At 70.0% G+C, this 25,313-nt stretch carries 21 protein-coding genes; 6 read left to right on the top strand and 15 right to left on the bottom strand.

What is annotated here, in order from left to right; translation table 11 throughout:
• Nucleotide 1: 1 nt before the first annotated feature.
• Complete coding sequence (gene clpB, locus JAP66_RS01025) at nt 2-2,605, bottom strand: ATP-dependent chaperone ClpB (RefSeq protein WP_199429239.1); 2,604 nt, start codon at nt 2,603-2,605, stop codon at nt 2-4.
• A 395-nt stretch (nt 2,606-3,000) separates the two neighbouring features.
• Here clpB and JAP66_RS01020 point away from each other — a divergent pair, with 395 nt between their 5' ends.
• From JAP66_RS01020 to JAP66_RS01010, 3 genes are all read left to right on the top strand, one after another.
• Nucleotides 3,001-4,593, top strand: coding sequence for an alanine/glycine:cation symporter family protein (locus JAP66_RS01020; protein ID WP_199429237.1), 1,593 nt, complete (start codon nt 3,001-3,003; stop codon nt 4,591-4,593).
• 424 nt (nt 4,594-5,017) lie between these two features.
• Nucleotides 5,018-6,193, top strand: coding sequence for a globin domain-containing protein (locus JAP66_RS01015; RefSeq protein ID WP_199429235.1), 1,176 nt, complete (start codon nt 5,018-5,020; stop codon nt 6,191-6,193).
• 191 nt (nt 6,194-6,384) lie between these two features.
• Nucleotides 6,385-7,092, top strand: coding sequence for a dienelactone hydrolase family protein (locus JAP66_RS01010; RefSeq protein ID WP_199429233.1), 708 nt, complete (start codon nt 6,385-6,387; stop codon nt 7,090-7,092).
• A 69-nt stretch (nt 7,093-7,161) separates the two neighbouring features.
• On the opposite strand, the gene JAP66_RS01005 is transcribed toward JAP66_RS01010, so the two are convergent.
• The 5 genes from JAP66_RS01005 to JAP66_RS00985 all read right to left on the bottom strand — a co-directional run bounded on the left by JAP66_RS01005 (nt 7,162) and on the right by JAP66_RS00985 (nt 12,368).
• Nucleotides 7,162-7,611: a heat shock protein transcriptional repressor HspR gene (locus JAP66_RS01005; protein WP_199430005.1), complete on the bottom strand. Its 450-nt coding sequence runs from the start codon at nt 7,609-7,611 to the stop codon at nt 7,162-7,164.
• Nucleotides 7,611-8,801 carry a molecular chaperone DnaJ gene (dnaJ, locus tag JAP66_RS01000; protein ID WP_199429231.1) on the bottom strand — a complete coding sequence of 397 codons (1,191 nt, stop codon included), beginning with the start codon at nt 8,799-8,801 and terminating at the stop codon, nt 7,611-7,613. Before dnaJ ends, JAP66_RS01005 begins: the two co-directional genes overlap by 1 nt.
• A 36-nt stretch (nt 8,802-8,837) precedes the next feature.
• On the bottom strand, nt 8,838-9,539 hold the full coding sequence (grpE, locus tag JAP66_RS00995; protein ID WP_199429230.1) for a nucleotide exchange factor GrpE: 702 nt from the start codon (nt 9,537-9,539) through the stop codon (nt 8,838-8,840).
• On the bottom strand, nt 9,536-11,413 hold the full coding sequence (gene dnaK, locus JAP66_RS00990; protein ID WP_199429228.1) for a molecular chaperone DnaK: 1,878 nt from the start codon (nt 11,411-11,413) through the stop codon (nt 9,536-9,538). Before dnaK ends, grpE begins: the two co-directional genes overlap by 4 nt.
• A 184-nt stretch (nt 11,414-11,597) precedes the next feature.
• On the bottom strand, nt 11,598-12,368 hold the full coding sequence (locus JAP66_RS00985; protein ID WP_199429218.1) for a DUF4097 family beta strand repeat-containing protein: 771 nt from the start codon (nt 12,366-12,368) through the stop codon (nt 11,598-11,600).
• A 180-nt stretch (nt 12,369-12,548) separates the two neighbouring features.
• Between JAP66_RS00985 and JAP66_RS00980 the strand changes: the two genes are divergently transcribed.
• Nucleotides 12,549-13,088 carry a YbhB/YbcL family Raf kinase inhibitor-like protein gene (locus tag JAP66_RS00980; protein WP_199429216.1) on the top strand — a complete coding sequence of 180 codons (540 nt, stop codon included), beginning with the start codon at nt 12,549-12,551 and terminating at the stop codon, nt 13,086-13,088.
• 73 nt (nt 13,089-13,161) lie between these two features.
• Here JAP66_RS00980 and JAP66_RS00975 read toward each other — a convergent pair whose 3' ends face one another.
• On the bottom strand, nt 13,162-13,722 hold the full coding sequence (locus JAP66_RS00975) for a TetR/AcrR family transcriptional regulator (protein ID WP_199430004.1): 561 nt from the start codon (nt 13,720-13,722) through the stop codon (nt 13,162-13,164).
• Between the two features lie 5 nt (nt 13,723-13,727).
• Complete coding sequence (locus JAP66_RS00970; RefSeq protein WP_199429208.1) at nt 13,728-14,057, bottom strand: DMT family transporter; 330 nt, start codon at nt 14,055-14,057, stop codon at nt 13,728-13,730.
• A 153-nt stretch (nt 14,058-14,210) separates the two neighbouring features.
• On the opposite strand from JAP66_RS00970, the gene JAP66_RS00965 reads away from it, so the two are divergent.
• Nucleotides 14,211-16,586, top strand: coding sequence for a (Fe-S)-binding protein (locus JAP66_RS00965; protein ID WP_199429206.1), 2,376 nt, complete (start codon nt 14,211-14,213; stop codon nt 16,584-16,586).
• A gap of 144 nt (nt 16,587-16,730) precedes the next feature.
• Nucleotides 16,731-17,324 carry a DUF742 domain-containing protein gene (locus JAP66_RS00960; RefSeq protein ID WP_199429204.1) on the top strand — a complete coding sequence of 198 codons (594 nt, stop codon included), beginning with the start codon at nt 16,731-16,733 and terminating at the stop codon, nt 17,322-17,324.
• 29 nt (nt 17,325-17,353) lie between these two features.
• On the opposite strand, the gene JAP66_RS00955 is transcribed toward JAP66_RS00960, so the two are convergent.
• Genes JAP66_RS00955 through JAP66_RS00925 form a run of 7 tightly spaced genes read right to left on the bottom strand, consistent with a single transcriptional unit; the run spans nt 17,354 to nt 25,205 of the window.
• Nucleotides 17,354-18,367 (bottom strand): ABC transporter ATP-binding protein, encoded by a 1,014-nt coding sequence (locus tag JAP66_RS00955; RefSeq protein WP_199429202.1) that lies wholly within the window; start codon nt 18,365-18,367, stop codon nt 17,354-17,356.
• The gene (locus tag JAP66_RS00950; RefSeq protein ID WP_199429194.1) at nt 18,360-19,337 is read right to left on the bottom strand and encodes an ABC transporter ATP-binding protein; all 978 of its coding nucleotides are present in this window, start codon (nt 19,335-19,337) and stop codon (nt 18,360-18,362) included. The genes JAP66_RS00955 and JAP66_RS00950 overlap by 8 nt, the downstream gene beginning before the upstream one ends.
• The gene (locus tag JAP66_RS00945; protein WP_199429192.1) at nt 19,334-20,266 is read right to left on the bottom strand and encodes an ABC transporter permease; all 933 of its coding nucleotides are present in this window, start codon (nt 20,264-20,266) and stop codon (nt 19,334-19,336) included. The genes JAP66_RS00950 and JAP66_RS00945 overlap by 4 nt, the downstream gene beginning before the upstream one ends.
• Entirely contained in the window at nt 20,263-21,189 is a 927-nt protein-coding gene (locus JAP66_RS00940) for an ABC transporter permease (RefSeq protein ID WP_199429190.1), read from the bottom strand. The genes JAP66_RS00945 and JAP66_RS00940 overlap by 4 nt, the downstream gene beginning before the upstream one ends.
• 7 nt (nt 21,190-21,196) lie before the next feature.
• The gene (locus tag JAP66_RS00935) at nt 21,197-22,762 is read right to left on the bottom strand and encodes an ABC transporter substrate-binding protein (RefSeq protein ID WP_199429188.1); all 1,566 of its coding nucleotides are present in this window, start codon (nt 22,760-22,762) and stop codon (nt 21,197-21,199) included.
• Nucleotides 22,759-24,297 carry an aldehyde dehydrogenase (NADP(+)) gene (locus tag JAP66_RS00930; protein ID WP_199429186.1) on the bottom strand — a complete coding sequence of 513 codons (1,539 nt, stop codon included), beginning with the start codon at nt 24,295-24,297 and terminating at the stop codon, nt 22,759-22,761. The genes JAP66_RS00935 and JAP66_RS00930 overlap by 4 nt, the downstream gene beginning before the upstream one ends.
• Entirely contained in the window at nt 24,294-25,205 is a 912-nt protein-coding gene (locus tag JAP66_RS00925) for a 5-dehydro-4-deoxyglucarate dehydratase (RefSeq protein WP_235998644.1), read from the bottom strand. The genes JAP66_RS00930 and JAP66_RS00925 overlap by 4 nt, the downstream gene beginning before the upstream one ends.
• Nucleotides 25,206-25,313: the final 108 nt, after the last annotated feature.

Raw genomic sequence — 25,313 nt, 5'->3', positions numbered from 1 at the left:
CCTACGCCGCGCGGACGACCAGCGTCCCGTTGCCCGTCTCGAGCTCCGGCACGTCGACGTGCACGGTGTCGCCGTCGCGGATCTCGCCGGACAGCAGCTGCTTGGCGAGCTGGTCGCCGATCGCCGACTGGACCAGCCTGCGCAGCGGCCGCGCGCCGTAGATGGGATCGAACCCGTTCAGCGCAAGCCACTCGCGAGCCGCGGGTGCCACCTCGAGGGTGAGCCTGCGCTGCGCCAGCCGCTGTGCCATCCGCTTCACCTGGATGTCCACAATGGAGGCGAGCTGCTCCGTGTCGAGCGAGTGGAACACCACGACGTCGTCGAGCCGGTTCAGGAACTCCGGCTTGAAGTGCCGCTGCACCACCGAGAGCACGGCATCCTTGCGCTGCTGCTCGTCCATCGCGGCGTCCGCGATCGCCTGCGAACCGAGGTTCGAGGTGAGCACCAGGATGGTGTTGCGGAAGTCGACCGTGCGGCCCTGGCCGTCGGTCAGCCTGCCGTCGTCGAGCACCTGCAACAGCACGTCGAACACGTCCGGGTGCGCCTTCTCCACCTCGTCCAGCAGTACCACCGAGTACGGCCGCCTCCGCACCGACTCGGTGAGCTGGCCACCCTGGTCGTAGCCGACGTAGCCGGGGGGCGCACCGACCAGCCTGGCCACCGAGTGCTTCTCGCTGTACTCGCTCATGTCGATGCGCGTGATCGCGCGCTCGTCGTCGAAGAGGAACTCCGCGAGCGCCTTGGCGAGCTCGGTCTTGCCCACCCCGGTGGGGCCGAGGAACAGGAACGAGCCCGTCGGCCGGTCGGGGTCGGCGACACCGGCCCTGCTGCGGCGCACCGCGTCGGACACCACGGTCACGGCGTCGGACTGGCCGACGACCCGGCTCGCCAGTGCCTCCTCCATCCGGAGCAGCTTGCCGGTCTCACCCTCGAGCAGCCTGCCCGCGGGGATGCCGGTCCAGGCGCTGACCACATCCGCCACGTCGTCGGCGCCGACCTCCTCCTTGAGCATCACCTCGCCCTTGGACTCGGTCGCCTCGTTGGCCGCGGTGGCCTCCGCGAGCTCCTTCTCGAGCACCGGGATGCGGCCGTAGCGCAGCTCCGCGGCCCGGCCGAGATCGCCGTCGCGCTCGGCCCGCTCCGACTCGCCGCGCAGCTGCTCCAGCTGCTCCTTGAGCTCGCGGACCCGCTCGATCGAGCCCTTCTCGTTCTGCCAGCGCGCCGTGAGGCCGGACAGCTCCTCACGCTTCTCCGCGAGCTCGGCGCGCAGCGCGCTCAGCCGTTCCCGCGACGCCGCGTCGTCCTCCTTGGCCAGCGCCATCTCCTCGATCTCCATGCGGCGCACGGCACGCTCGACCTCGTCGATCTCGACCGGCCGGGAGTCGATCTCCATGCGCAACCGGGACGCCGCCTCGTCGACGAGGTCGATGGCCTTGTCCGGCAGGAAGCGCGCGGTGATGTAGCGATCCGACAGGGTCGCGGCGGCGACCAGCGCGGCGTCGGTGATCCGGACGCCGTGGTGCACCTCGTAGCGTTCCTTGAGGCCGCGCAGGATGGCGATGGTGTCCTCGGCCGACGGCTCGCCGACGAGCACCTGCTGGAAGCGCCGCTCCAGCGCGGCGTCCTTCTCGATGTGCTGGCGGTACTCGTCGAGCGTGGTCGCGCCGACCATGCGGAGCTCGCCGCGGGCGAGCATCGGCTTGATCATGTTGCCCGCGTCCATGGCGCCCTCGCCGGTCGCACCGGCGCCGACGATCGTGTGCAGCTCGTCGATGAACGTCACGACCTGCCCCTCGGAGTCCTTGATCTCCTTGAGCACGGCCTTGAGGCGTTCCTCGAACTCGCCGCGGTACTTCGCCCCGGCCACCATCGAGCCGAGGTCCAGCGCGACGACCCGCTTGCCCCGCAGCGACTCCGGCACGTCGCCGGCGACGATGCGCTGGGCCAGTCCCTCGACGATCGCGGTCTTGCCGACGCCGGGCTCGCCGATGAGCACCGGGTTGTTCTTGGTGCGCCGGGAGAGCACCTGCACGACCCGGCGGATCTCCGTGTCGCGGCCGATGACCGGATCGAGCGAGCCGGACCGTGCCTGGGCGGTGAGGTCGAGGCCGTACTTCTCGAGCGCCTGGTAGGTGCCCTCGGGGTCGGGGTTGGTGACCCTCGCCGAGCCCCGCACCTTGGTGAACGCCTCGCGCAGCGCGTCCGGCGTGGCCCCGTGCCGCTTGAGCAGGTCCGCGACCGGACCGCCCTCGGCAGCGACGCCGACCAGGACGTGCTCGGTCGAGACGTACTCGTCACCGAGCTCGGTGGCGAGCTTCTGCGCGTGGGTCAGCGACTTGACCGCATGCGTGTCGAACTGCGGCGCGGAGACGGTCGCGCCGGTGGCCGAGGGCAGCCCCGAGACGATGGGTTCCAGCTCCTTGTGGACCTGTTCCGGATCGGCACCGACCGCGGTCAGCAGCGGCGCGGCGAGACCGTCACCCTGAGCGAGCAGCGCACCGAGCAGGTGGGCCGGTGAGATGTTCGGATTGCCGGCCATGGTGGCGGCCTGCGCCGCCGACGAGATCGCCTGCTGCGTCTTCGTGGTCGGGTTGAAAGCGTCCATCCCCTCACCTCTGTGTTGTCAAAGCTCTCCGAGCAAGCCTCTCGCAGAGGCTGTCGCCATGCATAACGTCAGGAAAGTTGAGTGTGTTCCGCTCAAGTATGGTGGACCCACTCTCGGGCACCGACCCGGCTCCACGCGGACCGCGCCGCCCCGTCGCCAGCCGCCTCGGCACGGTCTCCGTAAGCGGCGCGGAGACGCTCCGCGATGGCGTCATGTACAGGAGTACGACGGCGACAGGACGGCTCACTCCGGCCTCGTCGGAGGCATTTCCGCAGTGATCGGACAGCGGATCAAGGTGTCAATCTTTGTGACTCAGCTCACATCAATGTAACAACGGGCAACAAATCGCGGTCGCCTCTTGTCATCCGTTTGGTCTTAGGGTCAGATACCGGACCATGTCTGTCATCAGCACCGGCTTGTCAGCCACGAGCGGGCCGCCGGACCCGGCCACGCATGTTCTCGCTGCGGAGGGGGGCACCCTCGCCTCCATCGAGGAATGGATCAACAATATCTTCGACCCGATCTCGGACGGGTTGTCGGCCTTCGTCTTCGCCGAGATCACGATCGGCACCGTGTCGTTCCCGTGGATCGTCGCCTGGCTGGTCCTCGCGGCGACCGTCTTCACGGTGTACTTCGGCTTCGTTCAGTTCCGTAACTTCAAGCTCGCGACACAGATCGTCCGCGGTAAATACACCAAGAAGGACGAACCGGGCGAGATCAGCCATTTCCAGGCGCTGAGTTCCGCCGTGTCCGGCACGGTCGGACTCGGCAATATCGCCGGTGTCGGTGTCGCCGTCACCATCGGTGGCGCGGGCGCGACATTCTGGATGATCCTCGCCGGCCTGCTCGGCATGTGCACGAAGTTCGTCGAGTGCACACTCGGCGTGAAGTACCGCGAGACACATGAGGACGGCACCGTCTCCGGCGGCCCGATGCACTATCTGCGCAAGGGCCTCGCCGAGCGGATCAAGGGCGGTCTCGGCGTGGGACTCGGCCGGGTGCTCGCCGCGGGCGCGGCGATCATGCTGCTGTTCTTCGCCCTCGCCGGTGGCAACATGTTCCAGGCGAACCAGACCTTCGCCCAGCTGCGTGACGTCACCGGTGGCGACAACGGCTTCCTCGGCAGCGACGGCGCCGCCTTCGTCTTCGGCGTCATCCTCGCCGTCGTCGTCGGCGCGGTGATCATCGGTGGCATCAAGTCGATCGGCGCGGTGACCAGCCGCCTTGTCCCGTCGATGGCCGTCATCTACATCGCCGCCTGCCTCATCGTCATCCTGGTGAACATCACCGACGTCCCCGCCGCTATCGGCGAGATCTTCTCGGGCGCGTTCACTCCGGAGGGCGTGACCGGTGGTGCCATCGGCGCCCTGATCGTCGGTTTCCAGCGGGCGGCGTTCTCCAACGAGGCGGGCCTCGGTTCGGCCCCGATCGCGCACTCCGCCGTGCGGACCAAGAACCCCGTCACCGAGGGCTACGTCGCACTGCTCGAGCCGTTCATCGACACGGTGGTCGTCTGCACGATGACCGCGCTGACGATCGTCATCGCCAAGACACAGTTCTGGACCGACGCCAAGGCCACGGTATTCGCAGGCGGCGAGACCCCGGACGGCGTGACGGTGACCTCGGAGTCGTTCGCCACGGTGCTGCCGTGGTTCCCGTACGTGCTGACCGTCGCGGTGGCGCTGTTCGCGCTCTCCACGATGATCACGTGGGGCTACTACGGGCAGAAGGCGTGGACGTACCTGTTCGGCAAGACGGCGACCAGCGAGCGCGTGTACCAAGTGATCTTCTGCGCGTTCATCGTCGCCGGTTCCGTCCTCACGCTCGGCAGCGTGCTGGACTTCGCCGACGCGGTGCTGTTCCTGCTCGCGCTGTTCAACATCATCGGCCTCTACATCCTCGTGCCGGTGGTCAAGCGTGAGGTCAAGGACTTCAAGAACAAGATCCGCACCGGCGAGGTCGAGCGGACGGACAAGATCAAGAGCTGACGCCTCCGCGTCCGCAGTACTGCCATGAAAGGCTCGTTACTGGCACTTTTCGCCAGTAACGAGCCTTTCATGGCATCCGGGGCCGGTGACATTAAGTTACTTGCGTAACGCAAATTAATGCCGGGACTGACGTGAGTTAGCCCACTAAACCGCCCGATATTCCACCCATCCGGAGCAACCCGAGAGGGACAAGCTTCGCAGTGCCTACCGTCCGGGCGCGCTGGAACCTAGTGTGGACAGAGCGCTTGGCCGGAAAGGTGGAATATTCATGAAGTCTTCGGAGTCAGCGTGGGTCACTGACCTGCTACGTCCGTTCGAGCTAACGCTGTCACCCGTTCGTGAATAATCGCGGGCCGCTCTTCGTCACACGGCGTACACGGTCCGTCCGGTGCGCCGCAGCTTCGGACAGCTTCGGGTAGCAGCCATGACCGCAGACGCGATCAGCCCGGTTCCCCGGTCGGCTCCGCCCCGCGAGGCGCCACCCGCTGTAGCCGCGATGGTGCGCCTGATCCGGGACACCTGGCGTCAGGCCGAGCCGTACACGCCGGAGATCTCCCAGTTCTTCTACGGCATGTTGTTCACGCTCGCGCCCGCCACACGCGACTTCTTCCCGATCAACATGGAGGTGCAGCGTGGGCGCCTCGTGCGCGCGCTCGTGCACATCGTCCAGATGGTCGACCGGCCGGACGACCTCGTGCCGTTCCTGCGCCAGCTCGGCCGTGATCACCGCAAGTTCGGCGTGCTGCCCCGGCACTACGAGGCTGTGGGCACCTCCCTGCTCGCGGCGCTGAAACGCCACCTCGGCGACTCGTGGACACCGCAGGTGGAGCGCGCGTGGGCGGAGGCGTACACGATCATCGCGCGGGCCATGCAGGAGGCGGCGGCAGCCGACGAGTGCCCGCCGTGCTGGTACGCCACCGTCGCCGAGCACCGCAGGCTGAGCTGGGACCTCGCCCTGATCCGGGTCGAGCCCGAGCAGCAGATCCCGTACCGGCCCGGCCAGTACATGAGCATCGAGGTACCGCAGCGGCCGCGGCTGTGGCGCTACCTGTCGCCGGCGAACGCGCCACGGGAGGACGGTTCGCTCGAGTTCCACGTACGCGCCGTGGAGGGCGGCTGGGTGTCCCGCGCGATCGTGAGCCACACGCAGAGCGGCGACACGTGGCGGATCGGGCCGCCGCTCGGCAGGCTCGCGGTCGACCGGGCGGCAGGCCGGGACGTGCTCATGGTCGCCGGCGGCACGGGAATCGCGCCGTTGCAGGCGATCCTCGACGACCTGGGGAAGTGGGGCGAGAACCCCAAGGTGCATCTCTTCTACGGCGGCCCCACCAGGGAGGACCTCTACGCCCTTGAGCAACTGCGCGCGCTCGCTTCGACGAACCCGTGGCTTTCGGTGTCGCCGGTGGTCGAGCGCGGCGAGGGGCTGCCGGGATGTGAGCAGGGAACGCTGGCCGACGCCGTCACCCGGCGGGGCGCGTGGCCAGGCCACGACGTGCTGGTGTCCGGTTCGCCCGCGATGATCCGGGCCACGGTGTCGCGGATGCTGGTCGCGGGGACGGCGCTGGATCAGGTGCGCTACGACCCTTTCACAATCGACTGAGGCGGGGACGGTGGGCGACCAGGGCGATGAGCCACCCGCCGAGGGAGAAACACGCGGCGCGGAGCCTGCGGAGCGCCGCCCAACAACACCGACTGAGGCGCCCGCGGTCGTGAGTGAAGAACCGAGTTCTAACTCGGCCAAACACTCACGAGAGGTGACCAGGCACAACGCCGCCCCAATAGCATCAACCGATGGAAACCTCGATACCCGTCGCCGACGGGACGATCGGCGGCTACATCGCCACGCCCCAGCCGGAGATCGCCGGTCCGGCACCGTGGCCGGGCGTGGTCGTGGTGCACGACGCCTTCGGCATGACCCGGGACACGCGCCGGATCACCGACCGGTTCGCTACCGCCGGGTTCCTCACGCTCAGCCCGGACCTGTACTCACGGGGCGGGCGGGTGAAGTGCACCAAGGCGGTGTTCAGCGAGCTCGGGGCGGGCCGCGGACGCGCCTTCGACGACCTCGACGCCGCGCGGCGGCTGCTGGCCGACCGCGACGACTGCACCGGCAGGATCGGCGTGGTCGGCTTCTGCCTTGGCGGTGGCTTCGCGCTCGTCGCCGCGAGCCGGGAGTTCGATGCCTCGGCGCCCTACTACGGCCAGTTGCCGAAGGACTTCTCGATGCTGGACGGCGCCTGCCCGATCGTGGCCAGCTTCGGCCGCCGCGATCCCACGCTGAAGGGTGCCGCGGCGAAGCTCGAAACGGAGCTGACCGAGCGGGGAGTGCCGCACGACGTCAAGGAATACCCGGACGCCGGGCACAGCTTCGCCAACGAGCTTCCGCTGGGGCCGTTCAACGTGCTCGCGAAGGTGGCCGGATTCGGCTACCACCACGAGTCGAGCGAGGACGCGTGGCGGCGGGTGCTGGCGTTCTTCGCCGAGCACCTCGGCGGCTAGCGGCCCGCCCGCACGTCACCAATGCGGCACCGGGTGCGCTGGACGCAACCAACGCCGCATTGGGGGCACTCACCGGGGGCGGCGCGGCTTCGGCCGCCACACGACCAGGGCCCCGCGCTGCCGCACCGGAACCAGGTCCTTGCGGTACGAGGCGTGCACGGCGGCGGCGGCCTGCTCGGCGGCCGCATAAGCCGACGCCAGCTCCTCCGTCAGCTCCGAGACCCGGTGCTGCAACGCCTCGACCTGGTTCTCCAGCTCGATGATCCGCTTGATCCCGGCGAGGTTGACCCCCGCCTCCTGGGACAGCCGCTGCACCTCTTTCAGCAGCGCGATGTCCCGCACGGAGTAGCGCCGCCCGCCACCCGGCGTCCGGCCGGGAGAGACGAGCCCGAGCCGGTCGTAGGACCGCAGCGTCTGGGCGTGCAGCCCGGAAAGCTGCGCGGCCACCGAGATGACGAACACCGGCGTGTCCTCGTCGGTGCCGTGCGGCAGACCACCAGGAATGCCGGAGCCGAGCATCATGCCCCCCGCTCTCGCAGCAGTGCCGTGATCTCGGGTCGCGGATCGTGCTTGGCGACCGCGTCGGCGTAGTCCTCCAGTGCCTTCTTCGCCTTACCGTCCACCTTGGACGGAATGACGACCTCGAGGGTGACCAGCAGGTCACCGGACGTGCCGTCCCGCTTGCCGATGCCCTTGCCCCGGGCCCGCAGCACACGCCCGTTCGCGGTGCCCGCGGGAACCTTGAGCGACACCTTGCCGTCCAGGGTCGGCACCGTGATCGTCCCGCCGAGCACGAGCTCGGTGAACTCGACGGGCACCGTGATCGTCAGGTCGTTGCCGGAACGGCCGAACACCGGGTGCGGGGCGACGTGCACGCGCACGTACAGGTCGCCGGCCGGAGCGCCGCCCCTGCCGGGTTCACCCTGGCCCGCGAGCCGGATGCGCTGGTTGTCGTCGACCCCGGCCGGGATTCGCACGGTGAGCGTCCGCGTCCGCGTGCTGACCCCGTCGCCGAGACATTCCGGGCACGGCTCGTCGATGATCGAGCCCCGCCCGCGGCAGTCCCGGCACGGCTCGGAGAACGCGAACGCGCCCTGGCTGCGGCTGATCAGGCCGGCACCGGCACACGTCGGGCACGTCCGCGGGCTGGTGCCCGGCTTCGCGCCGCTGCCCCGGCAGGTGCCGCACGTGGCAGGGCTCGACAGCCGCAGTGGCAACGTGGCACCGCGGACCGCCTCGGTGAAGTCGATCCGGACGTCGGTCTCCACATCGGAGCCACGCTGCGCGCGGCCTGCCGTCGGCCCGGCCGCGCCACGGCGGCCGAACAGGTTGCCCAGCATGTCGCCGAGCCCGCCGAAGCCGCCGGCCTGCTGCTGCCCGAAAATGTCGCCGAGGTCGAAGCCACCGGCACCGGGACCGCCCTGGCCACCGCCGGGAAACCCGAACCCACCGGGCCCGCCGGGCCCGCCGGAGCCGAACAGCCTGCGCGCCTCGTCGTACTCCTTGCGCTTCTCGGTGTCGCCGAGCACGCCGTACGCCTCAGAGACGGCCTTGAACTTTGTCTCGGCCTCGGTGTTACCGGGGTTGGCGTCGGGGTGGTTCTCCCGCGCCAGCTTCCGGTACGCCTTCTTGATCTCCTCCTGGCTGGCGTCGGAGGAGACGCCCAACTCACGGTAGAAGTCCTTACCGATCCATTCCCTCGCGCTCATCGGGCGTCCCCTCCCTTCCCGTCGTCGACCCGGTTGTCAGCGTGAGTTCTCATCGCTGTCGATCGGCAGCTCGCCACCGACCGGCGCGTCGAACGGCGCCTCCGGCGGTGCCGCCTCCGGCTCGTGGTCGGTGACCCCGACCAGCGCCGCTCGCAGCACCCGATCGCCAAAGCGGTAACCCCGGCGCAGCACCGTGGTGACGGTCGGGCCGCTCACCTCGGGAGAGGTGGTGTGCTGCACGGCCTCGTGCACGCTCGGATCGAAGGGCTCGCCCGCGTCGCCGAAGGATTCGAGCCCGGCCCGCTCCAGCGCGCCGACCAGCTTGTCCGCCACCGCCTTGAACGCGCCGGTGAGGTCGCCGTGCGCCTCGGCCCGTTCGAGGTCGTCCAGCAGCGGCAGCAGGTCGCTGACCACCGAAGCCTTGCCCGCGGTGGCCACGGCCTCCCGGTCGCGGTCGACCCGCCTGCGGTAGTTGGCGTACTCGGCCTGCAGACGTTGCAGGTCGGCCGTGCGCTCCTCGAGCTGCTTCTCGATGTCCGAGGCGGGTAGCACCGACTCGTCCACGATCGCCTCCCCGGCCGGAGGCCCGGAGACGCCCGCGGCGGCGGGCACCTCCTGGGCCTCCTCGGTCACCGGCTGCCGAAGCTCACCGGTTTCCGGGTCGATCTTCCGGCGATCCCGCACGACCACTGGCTCCTGTGGTTCCTGTCGCTCGGTGTCGTCGTATCGCTCGGTCACTTCTTGTCGTCCTCGGCCGTGTCGTCAACGATTTCGGCGTCCACAACGTCGTCGGCCTTGGCCGAGCCGGAGGAGTCGCCGGCCGCACCGGTGGCGTCACCGGCGGCACCCTCGGCACCCGCCTGCGCGCCGGTGTTGGCGTACAGGGCGGTGGCCAGCTCCTGCGAAGCCGAGTTCAGCTTCTCCACGGCCTCGCGGATCTTGCCGGTGTCGGTGCCCTTGAGCGACTCGTTGGCCTCGTCGATCGCGGTCTTGACCTTGCCCTTGAGGTCCTCGGGCAACTTGTCGTCGTTGTCCTTGATGAACTTCTCGGTCTGGTAGACCAGCGTCTCGGCCTGGTTGCGGGTCTCGGCCTCCTCGCGGCGCTTCTTGTCCTCCTCCGCGTGGGCCTCGGCGTCCTTGACCATCCGGTCGATGTCCTCCTGCGGCAGCGCGGAGCCACCGGTGATGGTCATCGACTGTTCCTTGTTGGTGCCGAGGTCCTTGGCGGTGACGTGGACGATGCCGTTGGCGTCGATGTCGAAGGTGACCTCGATCTGCGGCACGCCCCGCGGCGCGGGTGGAATGCCGGTCAGCTCGAACATGCCGAGCTTCTTGTTGTGCGCCGCGATCTCGCGCTCACCCTGGAACACCTGGATCTGCACCGACGGCTGGTTGTCGTCCGCGGTGGAGAAGATCTCCGAACGCTTGGTCGGGATGGTGGTGTTGCGCTCGATGAGCTTGGTGAACACGCCGCCCTTGGTCTCGATGCCCAGCGACAGCGGGGTCACGTCCAGCAGCAGGACGTCCTTGACCTCGCCCTTGAGCACACCGGCCTGCAGCGCCGCGCCGACCGCGACCACCTCGTCCGGGTTCACACCCTTGTTCGGCTCCTTGCCACCGGTCAGCTCCTTGACCAGGTCGGTCACCGCGGGCATGCGGGTCGAGCCGCCGACGAGCACCACGTGGTCGATGTCGCCGACCGCGATGCCTGCGTCGCGGATCACGTTGTGGAACGGCGACTTCGTGCGGTCGAGCAGGTCCGACGTGATCCGCTGGAACTCCGCGCGGGACAGCGTCTCGTCGAGGAACAGCGGGTTCTTGTCCGCGTCGACCGTGATGTAGGGCAGGTTGATGTTCGCGCTACTGGAGCTGGACAGCTCGATCTTCGCCTTCTCCGCGGCCTCACGGATGCGCTGCAGCGCCATCTTGTCCTTGGTCAGGTCGATGCCCTGCGACGCCTTGAACTTGTCCACCAGCCAGCTGACGATGCGCTCGTCCCAGTCGTCACCACCGAGGTGGTTGTCACCGCTGGTCGCGCGGACCTCGACGACACCCTCACCGATCTCCAGCAGCGAGACGTCGAAGGTGCCGCCACCGAGGTCGAAGACCAGGATGGTCTGTTCCTTCTCGCCCTTGTCCAGGCCGTAGGCCAGGGCGGCGGCCGTCGGCTCGTTGACGATGCGGAGCACGTTCATGCCCGCGATCTGGCCGGCCTCCTTGGTGGCCTGCCGCTGCGCGTCCTCGAAGTACGCGGGCACGGTGATGACCGCGTCGGTGATCTCCTCACCGAGGTAGGCCTCGGCGTCGCGCTTGAGCTTCATCAGCACGCGCGCGCTGATCTCCTGGGCCGTGTAGGCCTTGCCGTCGATCTCGCCGCTGCTCCAGTCGGTGCCGATGTGCCGCTTGACCGACCTGATCGTGCGGTCCACGTTGGTGACCGCTTGGTTCTTCGCCGACTGCCCGGTCAGCACTTCGCCGTTCTTGGCGAAGGCGACGACGGACGGGGTCGTCCGCGAACCTTCCGAGTTGGCGATGACCGCCGGCTCACCGCCCTCCAGGACGGCGACGACCGAGTTGGTGGTGCCGAGGTCGATGCCGACCGCTCGCGCCATGTGTGTTCCCTCCTGCTTATGTACTGCACCACTCCGCTGAGCAGTGCCATCGCTTCCACGTTGAGTGGGGCTCACTCAAGTTGTATCCGGAGCCTCCCCAACTCGTCAAACCAGACTTGAGTGAGAGTCGCTCAACCTTTATGCCAGCCCAACGCGCCACCGGGCCGGGTTGTTCCCGGCCTGCTCAGGCGGCCTCGACCGTGACGTCACCGCTGCTGGAGTCGAGCCGGAGCAGGTGCTCGGCCGAGGAGACCTGATCGACCTCGATGTCCCGGTTTCCGCTGTCGCTGCTGCCCTCGACGCGGTAGGCGCCGGACGGCATCGTGAGCTCGATGTCGCCGCTGCTGGCGCTCGCCCGGACGTCGCGCGGCACGGCCAGCCGCAGCTCGATGTCGCCCGAGCTCGCCTCGACGTCGACCTTGCCGCGCAGGTCCTCGCCGGTCACGTCGCCGGAGCTGGCCCGGACGGTGACGTCCTGCGCGAGGTCGCTCAGCCGGACGTGGCCGGAACTCGCGTCGATATCGACCGGACCGGAGCCGCCGGTCACCCGGACGTCCCCCGAGCCGGCGTGCACATCGACCGCGCCGACCCCGGTCAGGGTGATGTCACCGGAGCCGTTCTCCCCGCCGACCTCCGTGCCGCGGGGGACGACCAGCTCGTAGTCGACCGAGCAGAACCCGCCGCAGCCGCCGAGCACAAGGGTGTCGCCGTCGACCGAGTACGCGTCGCCGGGACGGTCCCAGCGGTACCGGAAGACCTGCCGCACGGTGGCGCGTTCCACGTCCTCCGCGCGCACGGTCACGTAGCCGGAGCCGTTGTCGATCTCGACGTCGCGAATCTCGCTCTCCATCGTCGCGGTCGCCTCGGCGGTCGACGGCCACAGCCAGCCGAAACCGATCGCCCCGCCCACGACGATCAGCGCGACGCCCCCGATGGCCAGTCCAGCCCGTCCCATGTGAGTCCTCCTGCCGCAACTTCCTTGCGGACACACGCTATGACCCGGTGCGCACCATGGGCATCAGGGCCAACCCCCGGTTCGACCCTGAAGCTGTCCCCCGGTACGTCCGGCCGCGCGTGGGGGTGATCACTACTAGCCTCGTTCGCGAAGCCGTTTCCCGACCCCGAGGAGGACCCGATGCCGCAAGCACCCAACCCGTACGACTCCCTGCCGCCGGTTCCGTCCTTCACCCTGCGCAGCAACGACATCGCCGAGGGCGAGACGCTGGCCACGCCGCACCTCAGCGGAATCTTCGGCGCAGGCGGCGAGGACCGCTCGCCCCACCTGAGCTGGTCGGACTTCCCGGCCGAGACCGGGAGCTTCGCGGTGACCTGCTTCGACCCGGACGCGCCGACGGGCAGCGGCTTCTGGCACTGGGCGGTGTTCAACATCCCCGCCTCCGTCACCGAGCTGCCCTCCGGCGCCGGCGACGCCAGCGGCTCGGGGCTGCCCGAGGGTGCCAGGACACTGAAAACCGACGGCGGCGTCCGCCAGTACCTGGGTGCGGCGCCGCCACCCGGGCACGGCCCGCACCGCTACATCTTCGCGGTGCACGCACTCGACGTGGACTCCCTCGACGTGGGGGAGGACGCCACGCCCGCGTTCCTCGGCTTCAACATGTTCGGCCACACGCTGGCCAGGGCCACGATCACCGCGCTGTACGAGAACAAGGGGTGACCGTGCGCCAGGGTCGTGAGTGCGCACGCGAGTTCTAACTCGGGTGCGCACTCACGAGTCGGGGGCGCCCAGGTCAGCGGGGTTTGAGCAGGTAGTCAACGACCGGGCGCAGTTCCTCGGCGGTCGGCGGCTCGTCGTCGATCAGCCCCTGGACGAGCAGCCCGTCGATCCCGGCGAGGAACACCCGGAACGCCACCTCGTCGTCGTGCCGCACCATCGAGGTGAGCACGTCGAGCCAGCGCCGCGCGGCCGGCCGCAGCTCGGGCCGGCGCGCGGCGAGCAGGTACAGCTCGTACTCGGCCATCGTGCGGCCCCGCCGTGGTCCGAGCGCCTCGGCGAGCAGGTTCGCGACCTCCTCGGCGCCGCGGCTGCCACGCGAGCGCGCGCGGTCGATCATCCAGTACACCTCGGTGGCCATGTCCCGCGCGCACGAAATGAGCGTGGCGATGAGCAGGTCGTCGAGGCTGGCGAAGTGGTAGGTGGTCGACGTGGTGGGCACGCCGGCCTCCCTGGCGACGGTCCGGTGCGTGACCCCGGCGACGCCGTCGCGCTCGATCACGCGCAGCGTCGCCTCGACGATCTCGGCCCTGCGCTTCTCGCCGCGGAGCTTGCGGCCGTCGGCCCGCTGCCGCATGGCGCTCACAGCGCCGACCGCCCCAGCTCGATCAGCACCACGCCCCCGATCACGAGGGCCAGCCCGGCGATCATCGTCAAGTTGAGGCTCTCGTTCAGGAACACCGCACCGATGGCGGCGACCAGCGCGACCCCGGCCGCGGCCCAGATCGCGTACGCGACGCCGACCGGCAGGCCCGCCTTGAGCACCTGCGCGAGCATCACGAAGGCCAGCCCGTAGCCCACGACGACGATGATCGAGGGCACCGGCTTGCTGAACCCTTCCGAGAGCTTCAGCGAGACCGTGCCGGCGACCTCGCCCGCGATGGCGACGGCGAGAAGCAGGTATGCACCCATGTCGGCGACAATACCTGAACGATGGTCCCAATACTCGCGAGTTTTGCACCACATCAGTGGGACTTCCGGCGCACCAATCGGTTACTGATCAGTAAGAAGAGTTAGGCTCCCCGGAACCCACCGCGAAGAATCCCGAACCGAAAGGCCCCGATCATGGGTGCACTGCAGATCACGCTCGGTGTGATCGGCGTTGCCGTCAGCGTTGTCGCCTGGGTCGCGTTCATCACCGGGGTGGTGCGCCAGGTGCGCATCATCCGTCTCGGTCAGCCGGACGCCACCCGTAACGGCCCGTTCGTGCCGCGTATGCGGACACTGCTCAAGGAGTTCGTGGCCCACACCCGGATGAACAAGTTCCGCCACGTCGGCCCGTGGCACTGGCTGGTGATGTGGGGATTCCTCATCGGCACGGCCGTCTGGTTCGAGGCGTACGGGGAGATGTTCGACCCGGCCTTCGCGTGGCCGGTGTTCGGGCACTGGGCACCGTGGCTGTTCCTCGCGGAGCTGCTCGGCATCGGCACCGTGGCCGGTGGTGTGGCGATGGCGGTCATCCGCCAGCTCAACCACCCGCGGCGCGCCGACCGGCAGTCGCGCTTCGCCGGATCGAACTTCAAGCAGGCGTACTTCGTCGAGGCCGTGGTGATCATCGAGGGGCTGGGCATCCTCGGGGTGAAGGCGTTCAAGATCTCCAGCGGCATCGAGGACCCGGCGCTGTGGACCAGCTTCGTCAGCCAGCCGCTCGCGGCGATCCTGCCCGCGAGCGCGGCCGGGGTCTCGGCGATGGCGCTGATCAAGCTGCTCTCCGGCATCGTGTGGCTGTACGTGGTGGGCCGCACGCTGACGATGGGCATCGCCTGGCACCGGTTCAGCGCGTTCTTCAACATCTACTTCAAGCGGGAGGACGACGGCGGGGTCGCTCTCGGCAGGCTCAAGCCGATGATGAGCGACGGCAAGCCGCTCGACTTCGAGGAGGCCGACCCGGAGAAGGACGTCTTCGGCGCGGGCCAGGTGGAGGACTTCACGTGGAAGGGCTGGCTGGACTTCAGCACGTGCACCGAGTGCGGCCGCTGCCAGTCGCAGTGCCCGGCGTGGAACACCGGCAAGCCGCTGTCGCCGAAGCTGGTCATCACGCAGTTGCGCGACCACGCCTACGCGAAGGCGCCGTACCTGCTCGCGGGCGGCAAGAAGGACATGACCGGTGAGGAGATCGGGCTCACCGGGGACGACCCGCACGCCGGCATCGACGTGCTGGCGCTGGCCGAGGCCGAGCGCCCGCTCGTCGGCGGCGAGGACGTCAACGGCGTCATCGACCCCGAGGTGCTGTGGTCGTGCACCAACTGCGGCGCGTGTGTCGAGCAGTGCCCGGTGGACATCGAGCACGTCGACCACATCGTCGACATGCGCCGCTACCAGGTGATGATCGAGTCGGACTTCCCGACCGAGCTGAACGGGATGTTCAAGAACCTGGAGAACAAGGGCAACCCGTGGGGCCAGAACGCCAAGGACCGCCTGGCCTGGACCGACGAGCTCGACTTCGAGGTGCCGCAGTTCGACGGCGAGTGGGGCGACACCGAGTACCTGTTCTGGGTCGGCTGTGCGGGCGCGTTCGAGGACCGCGCGAAGAAGACCACCCGCGCGGTGGCCGAACTGCTGCACATCGCCGACGTCGAGTACAAGGTGCTCGGCCCCGAGGAGACCTGCACCGGTGACCCCGCGCGGCGGGCGGGCAACGAGTTCGTGTTCCAGATGCTCGCCCAGCAGAACGTCGAGGTGCTGAACTCGGTGTTCGAGGACGTGGAGCCCGCCCGGCGGAAGATCGTCGTCACGTGCGCGCACTGCTTCAACACCCTGGCCAACGAGTACCCGGACCTTGGCGGGCACTACGAGGTCGTGCACCACACCCAGCTGCTCAACCGGCTGGTCCGGGAGAAGCGGCTCACCCCGATGGCGCCGATCGCCGAGGACGTCACCTACCACGACCCGTGCTTCCTCGGCAGGCACAACAAGGTCTACGAGGCGCCGCGGGAACTCGTCGGCGCGTCCGGGGCCGCGCTGCGGGAGATGCCCAGGCACGGCGAGCGCTCGATGTGCTGCGGCGCGGGCGGCGCGCGGATGTGGATGGAGGAGCGCATCGGCAAGCGGATCAACGTCGACCGCGTGGACGAGGCGCTGGGCACCGCCCCGTCGAAGATCGCGACGGGCTGCCCGTTCTGCCGGGTCATGCTCACCGACGGCGTGACGTCCCGGCAGAACGACGGCGACGCCGGCCAGAACGTCGAGGTCGTCGATGTCGCGCAGCTGCTGCTGTCGGCCGTCCGGCGGGGCGAGGAGAAGGCGGCCGTCGGCACCGCAAAGCCGGCCGCGGACGCGGCGATCGGAGCCTCCGCCGACCCGCTGCCGGGTCCCACGGCGCCGGAGGCGTACACGAGCGGTGACGCCGAGCCCGGCGGTGAGGCGGAGGCCAACGGTCGCGCCGACGTCCCGACCGACGAGGCGCCCACCGGAACTCCGCAGGCCGAAGAGGACAAGTAGCCGCACGCCAGTGTCGTGAGTGCCGGCACGAGTTCTAACTCGTGCCGGCACTCACGACACTTTGGTGACGCTCCGCAATCACCTCGAAGCTGGACATGGCGAGTAACATGACTCAACCTCGTAGTCAATGTCGCTCCCGAGGCCATGAACCAGGACGCGAGGCGGACGAGCGTGGGCAACCCCGACGAACCCGACGAGGCCGGACGCCCGGCCACCGGGCGCTCCGGTGCGCGCTTTCCGTCCGCCAGGCAACGGAAGAGGTTCGAGTCCGCCGAGCCGGAGCCGCCGCCCGCGGCCGAACCACAGCGCCCACCGCGCGCGCCACGGCCACCCACCCCGCGGCAGCGCACCGAACTCGCCATCACCGGTGACTCCGGCGAGGACGACACGGCCGAACAGCACCGCCTTCGGGTCCGCCCGTACGTGCTGACGAGGGGGCGCACGCAGGCCGCCCGCGCTCTCGCCGTCGAGACGCTGATCTCGGTGGAGCCCAGTGGCCCGTGGAGACGCGACCGGATCAGCAGCGAGTACCAGGCGGTGCGCAGGCTTTGCGTGCAGCCGAGGTCGGTCGCCGAGGTCGCCGCCACGCTGGCGGTACCGCTCGGGGTCGCCCGGATCCTGCTCAGCGACATGGCCGACGAGGGACTGGTCAACGTGCACGAGAACCGGACCACGCCACACGGGCGGCCGGACTTCGACCTGATGGAGCGCATCCTGGAGGGCCTGCACCGGCTCTGAGCCCGGCGCGGCGCGGGGAGCGAAGCCGCTCAGCGCGGAGCGCCCGCGACGACCGGCTCCAGCGGCAGGTGACACGCGGCATGGTGTGCGGGCTCGCCCGGACGGGCCTCGGCGACGGGAGCCACCTGCGCGCACCTGTCCTCCGCAAGCCAGCAGCGGGTGCGGAAGCGGCAGCCGGACGGCGGATCGACGGGCGAGGGCACCTCTCCGGTGAGCACGATGCGCTCCCGGCCACCCTCCCGGACCGCGTCGAGGGACGGTGCAGCCGACAGCAGCGCCGCCGTGTAGGGGTGTGCCGGGGAGCCGAACACCTCCTCCGTGGGGCCCGACTCCACCACCCTGCCGAGATACATCACCGCCACCCGGTCGGCGATGTGCCGGACCACGGTGAGGTCGTGCGAGATGAACAGGTACGACACGCCGAGCTCTGCCTGCAGGTCGCCAAGCAGGTTGAGCACCTGCGCCTGCACCGAGAGGTCCAGCGCGGAGACCGGCTCGTCGCAGACGATGACGTCCGGCTCGAGCGCGAGGGCCCGCGCGATCCCGATGCGCTGCCGTTGCCCGCCGGAGAACTCCTGCGGGTAGCGCCCCGCGTCGGCGGCCCGCAGCCCGACCAGCTCCAGGAGCTCCCGCACGCGGGCCGCCCGCTTGCCCGCAGGCACCAGGTCACGGTGCGTACGCCAAGGTTCCCCGATCAGCTCGGCGGCGTTGAGGCGCGGGTTGAGCGAGGCGAACGGGTCCTGGAACACCATCTGCACCCGGCGCCGCCACGCGAGCAGGTCCTTGCCCCGCAGCGTGAACGGATCGACTCCGGAGAAGCGCACGTGGCCGCCGTCCGGGCGTTCGAGCAGCAGGAGTACGCGCGCGAGCGTCGACTTGCCACAGCCCGACTCGCCGACCAGGCCGAGTGTCTCGCCACGCCCGAGTGTGAGGTCCACGCCGTCCAGCGCGCGCAGCGCGGTCCTGCCGGATGCACCGGCCGCCACCTCGAACGTCTTGGTGAGGCCACCGACCTCCAGCAGCGTGGTCTCGTCGTCAGGCATCGGCGAGCTCCTTCCAGTAGTGGCAGGACGACGCGCGGCCGGTGCCGGTCTCCACCAGCGGGGGCCGCTCGGTGGCGCACCGCTCCCGCGCCAGCGGGCAGCGCTCGCGGAACGCGCAGCCCGCCGGCAACGACGCCAGCTCAGGCGGGCTGCCCTCGATCGAGCGCAGCCTGCCGCCCCGCTCGGCACCGGACGGCACGGAGTCCAGCAGTCCCCGCGTGTAGGGATGCCGTGGCGCGCGGAAGACCTCGGCCACCGGACCGGTCTCCACCACCGAGCCCGCGTACATCACGGCGACGTGGTCGGCCTGCTCGGCCACCACGGCGAGGTCGTGCGTGATGAGCACCAGCGCCATCCGCTGCTCCGCGCGCAGCTCGGCGAGCAGCTCCATGATCTGCGCCTGCACCGTCACGTCGAGTGCCGTTGTCGGCTCGTCGGCCAGCAGCACCGCGGGCCGCAGCGCCACCGCCATCGCGATCAGCAGCCGCTGCCGCATCCCACCGGAGAACTGGTGCGGGTAGGCGCCTGCCCGCGACCGCGGCTCCGGGATGCCGACTCGTTCCATCAGCTCGACGGCCTTGGCCCTGGCCGCCCGCCGCGACAGCTTCTCGTGGATCCGAAACGGTTCCGCTAGCTGCGTTCCGACCGGATACACCGGGTTCAGCGCGGTCAGCGCGTCCTGGAAGACGATCGCCAGCCCCGGACCCGCGAGCCTGCGCCGGGCCGCCGGGTCCAGCCGGAGCACGTCGACACCGTCGAGGCGGACCTCGCCGCCCGCGACGTCCGCCACGGGTCCGAGCAGCCCGGCCACGGCGTGCGCGGTCATGCTCTTGCCGCAGCCGGACTCGCCGAGCAGCGCGAGCGTCTGTCCGGAGTGGACGGCGAAGCTCATCCCCCGCACGGCCCTGATCGTGCCGCCCGGAGTGCGGATGTCCACCGAGAGGCCGTCGACCTCCATCGTCGCGGTCATGCGACTCCCTTCCTCGCGGTGATCTTCCCGCGCCCGCGGCGTGGCAGCGTGAGCCGCCAACGCTGTCCCGGGTCGCCTGCCATCCTGGCCCACGCCGCGAGCATCGCGGCCGACACGGTGGTGCCGATGATCGCCAGGCCCGGGAACACCGCGATCCACCACGCGGTCTGCAGCTCCTGCCTGCCCTGCGCCACCATCAGGCCCCACGACATGTCCGGGGGCTGGATGCCGATGCCCAGGAAGCTCAGCGACGACTCGGTGAGCATCACGAAGCAGAAGTCCACGGCGGCCACGGTGAGCAGGGTGGGCAGCACCGTGGGGAAGACGTGCCGCCGGATCGTCGCCCAGCTCCCCGTGCCGAAGGTCCGCGCCGCGTCCACGAACAGCCTGCTCTGCAGCTCCGCCGACTCCGCACGTGCCGTCCGCAGGTAGATGGGAATGCGTGCGACGGCGAGTACCGCGATGATGTTCGCGACGCTCGGCGTGAACACGTAGAGCACCACCACCGCGAGCAGCAGCGAAGGGAAGCTGAGGATCACGTCGGCGATCCGCATCGACACGCTCTCCCGCCGGCCGCGATGGAATCCGGCCCACATGCCCCAGATCGAGCCGACCGTCAGTGACAGCAGGACGGCAGGCACCGCCACGGACATCGTCGTGCCCGCGGCGACGACGAGCCGGGCGGCGACGCTGCGGCCGAGCGAGTCGCTGCCGAGCACGAACTCCCATCCCGCGCCGATGCTGAACGGAGGCAGGTTGACCGCCCGCAGGTTCTGTTCCACCGCGAGGTCCCCGAGCAGCATCGGCCCCACCACGGCGCAGGCGCCGATGAGCACCAGCACCACGGCGGCGGTGCTCGCGACCCGGTCCCTGGCGAGCAGCGAGAGCATCGAGACCTTGCCCGGTGGCGTTGTCGGACTGTTCGTCATGCCGCGACTCCTTGCCGTACCCGCGCGTCCAGCAGCGCGTAGCAGACGTCGATGAGGATGTTCAGCGCGAAGATCGTCAATGCGGTGAGCAGCACGGCCGCCTGGAGGACGGCGAAGTCCCGCTGCAGGATCGAGTCGATCATGAGCTTGCCGATGCCCGGCCAGCCGAAGATCGTCTCGACCACCACCGCCCCGTTGAGCAACCCGACCGCGAGGTCGCCGGCCACCGTCAGCGCGGGTGCCGCGGCGTTGCGCAGCGCGTGGCCGAAGATGACGCGCTGGTCACCGGCGCCCTTGCTGCGGGCCACCTTGATGTAGGGCGCCGAGAGGGCGGACACCATCGCGCCGCGCACCACCTGGACCAGCACCCCGAACGGCCGGATCAGCAGCGTGGCCACCGGGAGCACCCACGCGGCGGCACCGACCGTTCCCGAGGTGGGCAGCCAGCCCAGCGTCACCGAGAAGAGCAGCACGCCCATGATCGCGAACCAGAAGTCCGGCACGCTCGCCGCCGTCGCCGAAAGGAAGCTCGCCCCACGGTCGGCCGCCGAGTTGGGCCGGTAGGCCGCGAGGCTGCCGACCACCACCGCGCCCACGACGGCCAGCAGCATCGTCACCCCGGCCAGTTGCAGGGTGGCCGGGAACGCCTGCAGCACGGCTTCCGCCGCGGGCTGCGCGGTGCGCAGCGACTCCCCGAAGTCCAGCCGCGACAACTGGGCGAGGTAGTCGCCGAACTGCACGATGATCGGCTGGTCGAACCCGTTGCGGGCGGCGAACTCCGCCCGCATCTCCGGCGTCGCGGACAGCGGCAGGTAGAGGTTCGCCGGGTTCCCGGTGAGCCGGGCCAGGAAGAACACGCCCAGGATCACGACGAGCAGTGGGATGGCGCTGGAGACGATCCGGCGCCGCAGGAACGTGAGCATGACCGCCTCAGTTCGCCGGGCGCATCTCGGCCAGGCGCATCTCGTCGTTGGTCGCGGAGTTCGGCTCGTACGTCACCTGCGGCGACAGCGCGATGATCCCGGTCATGTGCGCCAGCACGGCGTCGCGGACGACCTCGTCGTTCTGGTACGCCAGTGCCTCGGTGAACTTCTCCTGCCGGTCCGGGCCGGACGCCAGCTCCGCCTGCTCGATCAGCCGGTCGAGATCGGGCGTGCCGTAGCTGCTCTGCGCACCCTCGCTGCCGTAGATCTGGCCCATCGTGAAAGCGGCGTCACCGGCCTGGTTGCCGTGCTGTGCCTGCAGCAGGGTCGGTCCGGCGTCGGACGGGAACGGCCGCAGCAGGTACTCCATCCAGGCGTTGACGTCGAGCATCTGGATGTCGACCTTCAGCCCCGCCTCGAGCAGCGAGTTCTGTGCGACCTCCATCGCCTCGGCAGCCTTCGGGTAGATGCCGTTGCGGCCGATGATCGTGATCGCGGTGTCGACCGCAACGCCGTCGGCCCTGGCCTGCTGGATCAGTTCCTTGGCCTTGGCCATGTCGTACGGCCAGGGTTCGATGTCCGGGTTGTGGCCGGTGACGCCTTCCGGGACGACCTGCGCCGCGGGCTCGCCGAGCCCGGAGAACACGGACGCGACCAGCCCCTCCTTGTCCAGCGCGTAGTTGATCGCCCGGCGCACGCGGATGTCGTCCAGCGGTGCCTTGGTGGCGTCGATACGCAGGTAGGACGTCTCGTTGTTCGGGTACTCGACGGCACGGTCACCGGCGCCGTCCGCGGGCGCGAGTCCCACGGCCACGTCCGCCTCACCGCTGGTCACCATCGCGGCGCGGATGCTGCCCTCCCCACGCCAGACGTAGCGGGCGGCCGCGAACGGGGGCGCGGTGCCCCAGTAGTCGTCGAACCGGGCGAGCCGCAGGCTCACGCCCTGGTCCCACGTCTCGATCCGGTACGGCCCGGTGCCGGACGGCTCGCGCACCTTGGCCTCCGCGTCCGTCTCGGCCGGCACGATCTCCACGAAGGAAAGGCGCAACGGAAGGATCGGGTCCGACTCGGCCGTGGCGACCTCGAGAGTGGTGTCGTTCACGACGTTCGTCGTGAGCTCGCTGTCGCCGAAGACATAGCCGTCGACGTTGCAGCCGATGTCGGAGGAGACCGTGCGGTCGATCGAGAACGCGGCGTCCTCGGCGGTGAACGCCGAACCGTCGTGGAACGAGACTCCCTCGCGCAGCGTGAACGTCCAAGAGGTGGGTGCGGTCTGCTCCCATTCGGTGGCGAGCTTCGGTCCCAGCTCACCGGTCGTCGGCTCGCGTTCGGTGAGCGGCTCGGTGATGTTCGAGCGGGTCACCCGGCCGGTCGCGGTCAGCGAGGCGTCACACGGCTCGAGCGTGGGCGGTTCCTCGGGCAGTGCGATGCGCACCTCGTCACCGGGTGCGTCGGCCGTGGAACCGCCCACCGAGCAGGCACCGGTGAGCAGGACGGCGCCCGCGGCCACCAGCACGGTGGCTCTCGGTGCCCGGAACCGGGCGCTGGACGTGGGACGGAAAGGGGACGTCATTGTTCCTCCTTCTCTACGGACGTCGTGGTTCGCAGGACCGGCGGCAGAAGCGGCTCGGGGAGGTCCTGGAAGGTGACCGGGCGCTGGAATCGCCGGATTGCCGTCCACCCGACGGAGGTGTGGGCACTGTCCGACGTCGCCGGGAACGGCCCGCCGTGCGTCTGCGCGCCGGAGACGCTGACTCCGGTGGGAAAACCGTTGTGCACCAAGCGGCCTGCGCGTTCCACGAGCTCCGTGACGAGGGGGCGCAGCCGCTCGTGGTCCTCGGGTTCGGAGTGGACGGTCGCGGTGAGCGAGCCGGGCAGCAGCCGGGCGGCATCGAGGAAGTCGTCGTCGGAGTCGACGTCGACCACGACGGCGAAGGGCCCGAAGTGCTCCTCCAGCAGTGCCGGTTCGCGGCGCAGGTCCGCCAGCCGCGCGAGCGCGAGTACTGGAGCGGTCCTCAGGCCCGGTCCCGTACGTGGCCCGGCGGTGGTGACGACCTCGGCCGCGGGGATGCGGATGCCCGACTCGAAGGCGTCGAGCGTGGCGCGGTTGAGCAGCGGTCCCGGCTCGCTCTCGGCGAGCAGGGCCGCCGCCCTGGTGGCGAACTCCCTGCCTGCCGTGGTGAACACGATGCCGGGCTTGGTGCACAGCTGCCCCGCACCGAGGGTCATCGAGGCGACGAAGCCCTCGGCGACGGCGTCCAGGCGCGCTCCGGTGGCGGCCGTGGTCACGAAGACCGGGTTGAGGCTGCCCATCTCGGCGAAGACGGGGATCGGCTCGGGACGCCCGGCCGCCAGCGCCGTGAGCGCGCGCCCGCCCGCGTAGGAGCCGGTGAACCCGACGGCGCGCACTTCCGGCGCGGTGACCAGCGCCGAGCCGGGCTCGGTGCCCGCACCCTGTACGAGCGCGAACGTGCCGGGATGCGCGCCGCACGCGGCGACCGCCTCGGCCACGCAGGCGCCGACGACCTCACTGGTGCCCGGATGTGAGGGGTGGCCCTTGACGAGCACCGGAGCGCCGGCCGCCAGTGCGGAGGCCGTGTCGCCACCGGCGACGCTGAAGGCGAGTGGAAAGTTGGAGGCGCCGAACACGGCGACGGGCCCGACCGGCACGAGCATCCGCCGCAGGTCCGGCCTCGGCGGCGTCGCCGAGGCGTCGGCCGGGTCGTGCACCGGCTCGCCGAACCCGTCGCCCTCCACCACGTCCGCGAAGCCGGACAGCTGGTTGCGGGTGCGGGTCAGCTCGCCGTCGAGGCGCGCCACGCTGATGCCGGTCTCCGCCCGCGCGGTCTCGACGATGGCGTCCCGCTCGGCACCGAGCCGGGCCGCGAGATCGCGGAGGAGACCCGCCTGCCAGCGCTCGGGCAGCTCCCGGTTGGCCTCGAAGGCCGTGCGGGCCTGCGCCGCCGCCTCGTTCACTTCGGCGCTCGTCCAGGACGTGAACTCCGGGCCGGTCGGGCTTCCGGTGCCCGGGTCCACCGCCCGGAAGGATTCACCGGCGCCACGATGCGGCGCTCCGGCGAGGAAGCCGGTTCCGCTGGCCGCGCTCATTTGGCCGGCCCGGCGTCGAGGACGGCGTGACCGCGCTCGATGATGCGCGCCAGCTCCGCCCGGTGCTCCGGTGAGACGTCCCGCAGCGGCGGTCGGACCGGCCCGGCGGAGCGACCCTGGATGTCGAGCCCCGCCTTCACGAGCGCCACGGCGTAGCCGTTCGTGGTGTGCCGCAGTTGCGTGAGCGGCACGTAGAACTCACGGAGCAACGCCTGCTGCATATCGTCGTCCCCGCGCTCGAACGCGTCATGGAAAGCGCGGGCGATCGCCGGCGCGAACGACAGCGTCGCGGACGAGTACGCACGTACGCCGATCGCCCGGAACGCCTTGGCGAACGTCTCGGCGGTCGGCATCCCGTTGAGCATGAGCAGCCGCCCGCCCGTCACGGTGTGGATGCGCTGCAGCAGCTCGACGTCGCCGTGCCCGTCCTTCAGCCCGACCACACCGTCGATCTCCGCGAGCTCGCACACCGACTCGGGCGTGAAGACCGCGGTGGCGCGCTGGTAGGCGATCACCCCGAGGCCGGTGGCCGCGGCGATCTGCCGGTAGTGCTCGACCAGGCCCTCGGGCGGGCCGACCTGGAGATACGGGGGCAGGACGAGCACGCCGTCCGCGCCGGCCTTCTCGGCCGAGCGGGTGAACTCGAGCGCCACCTGCGTTCCGCCACCGGCACCGGCCAGTACGGGCACGGCGCCGTCGACGTTGGCGACGGCGACCCGCAGCAGCTCACGGTGCTCGGTGAGCGTGAGGGAGGCGAACTCACCCGTTCCGCAGGCCACGAACAACGCGGCCGGCTTGGCTTCGAGCATTTCGGCGAGGTGGGTCTCGAACCGCGGCAAATCCAGCTCACCGGTCTTCCGGAACGGCGTTACGGGAAAGCCGAGGAGGCCGTCGAGTGAGCTGGTCAACTGCGGATGAGCGAGCGCCATTAGTACCTCTTGTCTACATGTGAAGACGTCATCTATCCTTGTAGACGGCAGTAAAGACGTCGGCGATGAGGCAGTCAAGCCCCGAGC

The sequence above is a fragment of the Qaidamihabitans albus genome (assembly GCF_016464705.1).
GTDB lineage: Bacteria > Actinomycetota > Actinomycetes > Mycobacteriales > Pseudonocardiaceae > Qaidamihabitans > Qaidamihabitans albus.
This window is presented reverse-complemented; position numbering and strand designations above follow the sequence as displayed.

Bases quoted from the DNA above. Each gene is read 5' to 3' on its own strand.
- clpB (WP_199429239.1), bottom strand. From the start codon at position 2,605: ATGGACGCTTTCAACCCGACCACGAAGACGCAGCAGGCGATCTCGTCG.
- JAP66_RS01020 (WP_199429237.1), top strand. From the start codon at position 3,001: ATGTCTGTCATCAGCACCGGCTTGTCAGCCACGAGCGGGCCGCCGGAC.
- JAP66_RS01015 (WP_199429235.1), top strand. From the start codon at position 5,018: ATGACCGCAGACGCGATCAGCCCGGTTCCCCGGTCGGCTCCGCCCCGC.
- JAP66_RS01010 (WP_199429233.1), top strand. From the start codon at position 6,385: ATGGAAACCTCGATACCCGTCGCCGACGGGACGATCGGCGGCTACATC.
- JAP66_RS01005 (WP_199430005.1), bottom strand. From the start codon at position 7,611: ATGCTCGGCTCCGGCATTCCTGGTGGTCTGCCGCACGGCACCGACGAG.
- dnaJ (WP_199429231.1), bottom strand. From the start codon at position 8,801: ATGAGCGCGAGGGAATGGATCGGTAAGGACTTCTACCGTGAGTTGGGC.
- dnaK (WP_199429228.1), bottom strand. From the start codon at position 11,413: ATGGCGCGAGCGGTCGGCATCGACCTCGGCACCACCAACTCGGTCGTC.
- JAP66_RS00985 (WP_199429218.1), bottom strand. From the start codon at position 12,368: ATGGGACGGGCTGGACTGGCCATCGGGGGCGTCGCGCTGATCGTCGTG.
- JAP66_RS00980 (WP_199429216.1), top strand. From the start codon at position 12,549: ATGCCGCAAGCACCCAACCCGTACGACTCCCTGCCGCCGGTTCCGTCC.
- JAP66_RS00975 (WP_199430004.1), bottom strand. From the start codon at position 13,722: ATGCGGCAGCGGGCCGACGGCCGCAAGCTCCGCGGCGAGAAGCGCAGG.
- JAP66_RS00970 (WP_199429208.1), bottom strand. From the start codon at position 14,057: ATGGGTGCATACCTGCTTCTCGCCGTCGCCATCGCGGGCGAGGTCGCC.
- JAP66_RS00965 (WP_199429206.1), top strand. From the start codon at position 14,211: ATGGGTGCACTGCAGATCACGCTCGGTGTGATCGGCGTTGCCGTCAGC.
- JAP66_RS00960 (WP_199429204.1), top strand. From the start codon at position 16,731: ATGAACCAGGACGCGAGGCGGACGAGCGTGGGCAACCCCGACGAACCC.
- JAP66_RS00955 (WP_199429202.1), bottom strand. From the start codon at position 18,367: ATGCCTGACGACGAGACCACGCTGCTGGAGGTCGGTGGCCTCACCAAG.
- JAP66_RS00950 (WP_199429194.1), bottom strand. From the start codon at position 19,337: ATGACCGCGACGATGGAGGTCGACGGCCTCTCGGTGGACATCCGCACT.
- JAP66_RS00945 (WP_199429192.1), bottom strand. From the start codon at position 20,266: ATGACGAACAGTCCGACAACGCCACCGGGCAAGGTCTCGATGCTCTCG.
- JAP66_RS00940 (WP_199429190.1), bottom strand. From the start codon at position 21,189: ATGCTCACGTTCCTGCGGCGCCGGATCGTCTCCAGCGCCATCCCACTG.
- JAP66_RS00935 (WP_199429188.1), bottom strand. From the start codon at position 22,762: ATGACGTCCCCTTTCCGTCCCACGTCCAGCGCCCGGTTCCGGGCACCG.
- JAP66_RS00930 (WP_199429186.1), bottom strand. From the start codon at position 24,297: ATGAGCGCGGCCAGCGGAACCGGCTTCCTCGCCGGAGCGCCGCATCGT.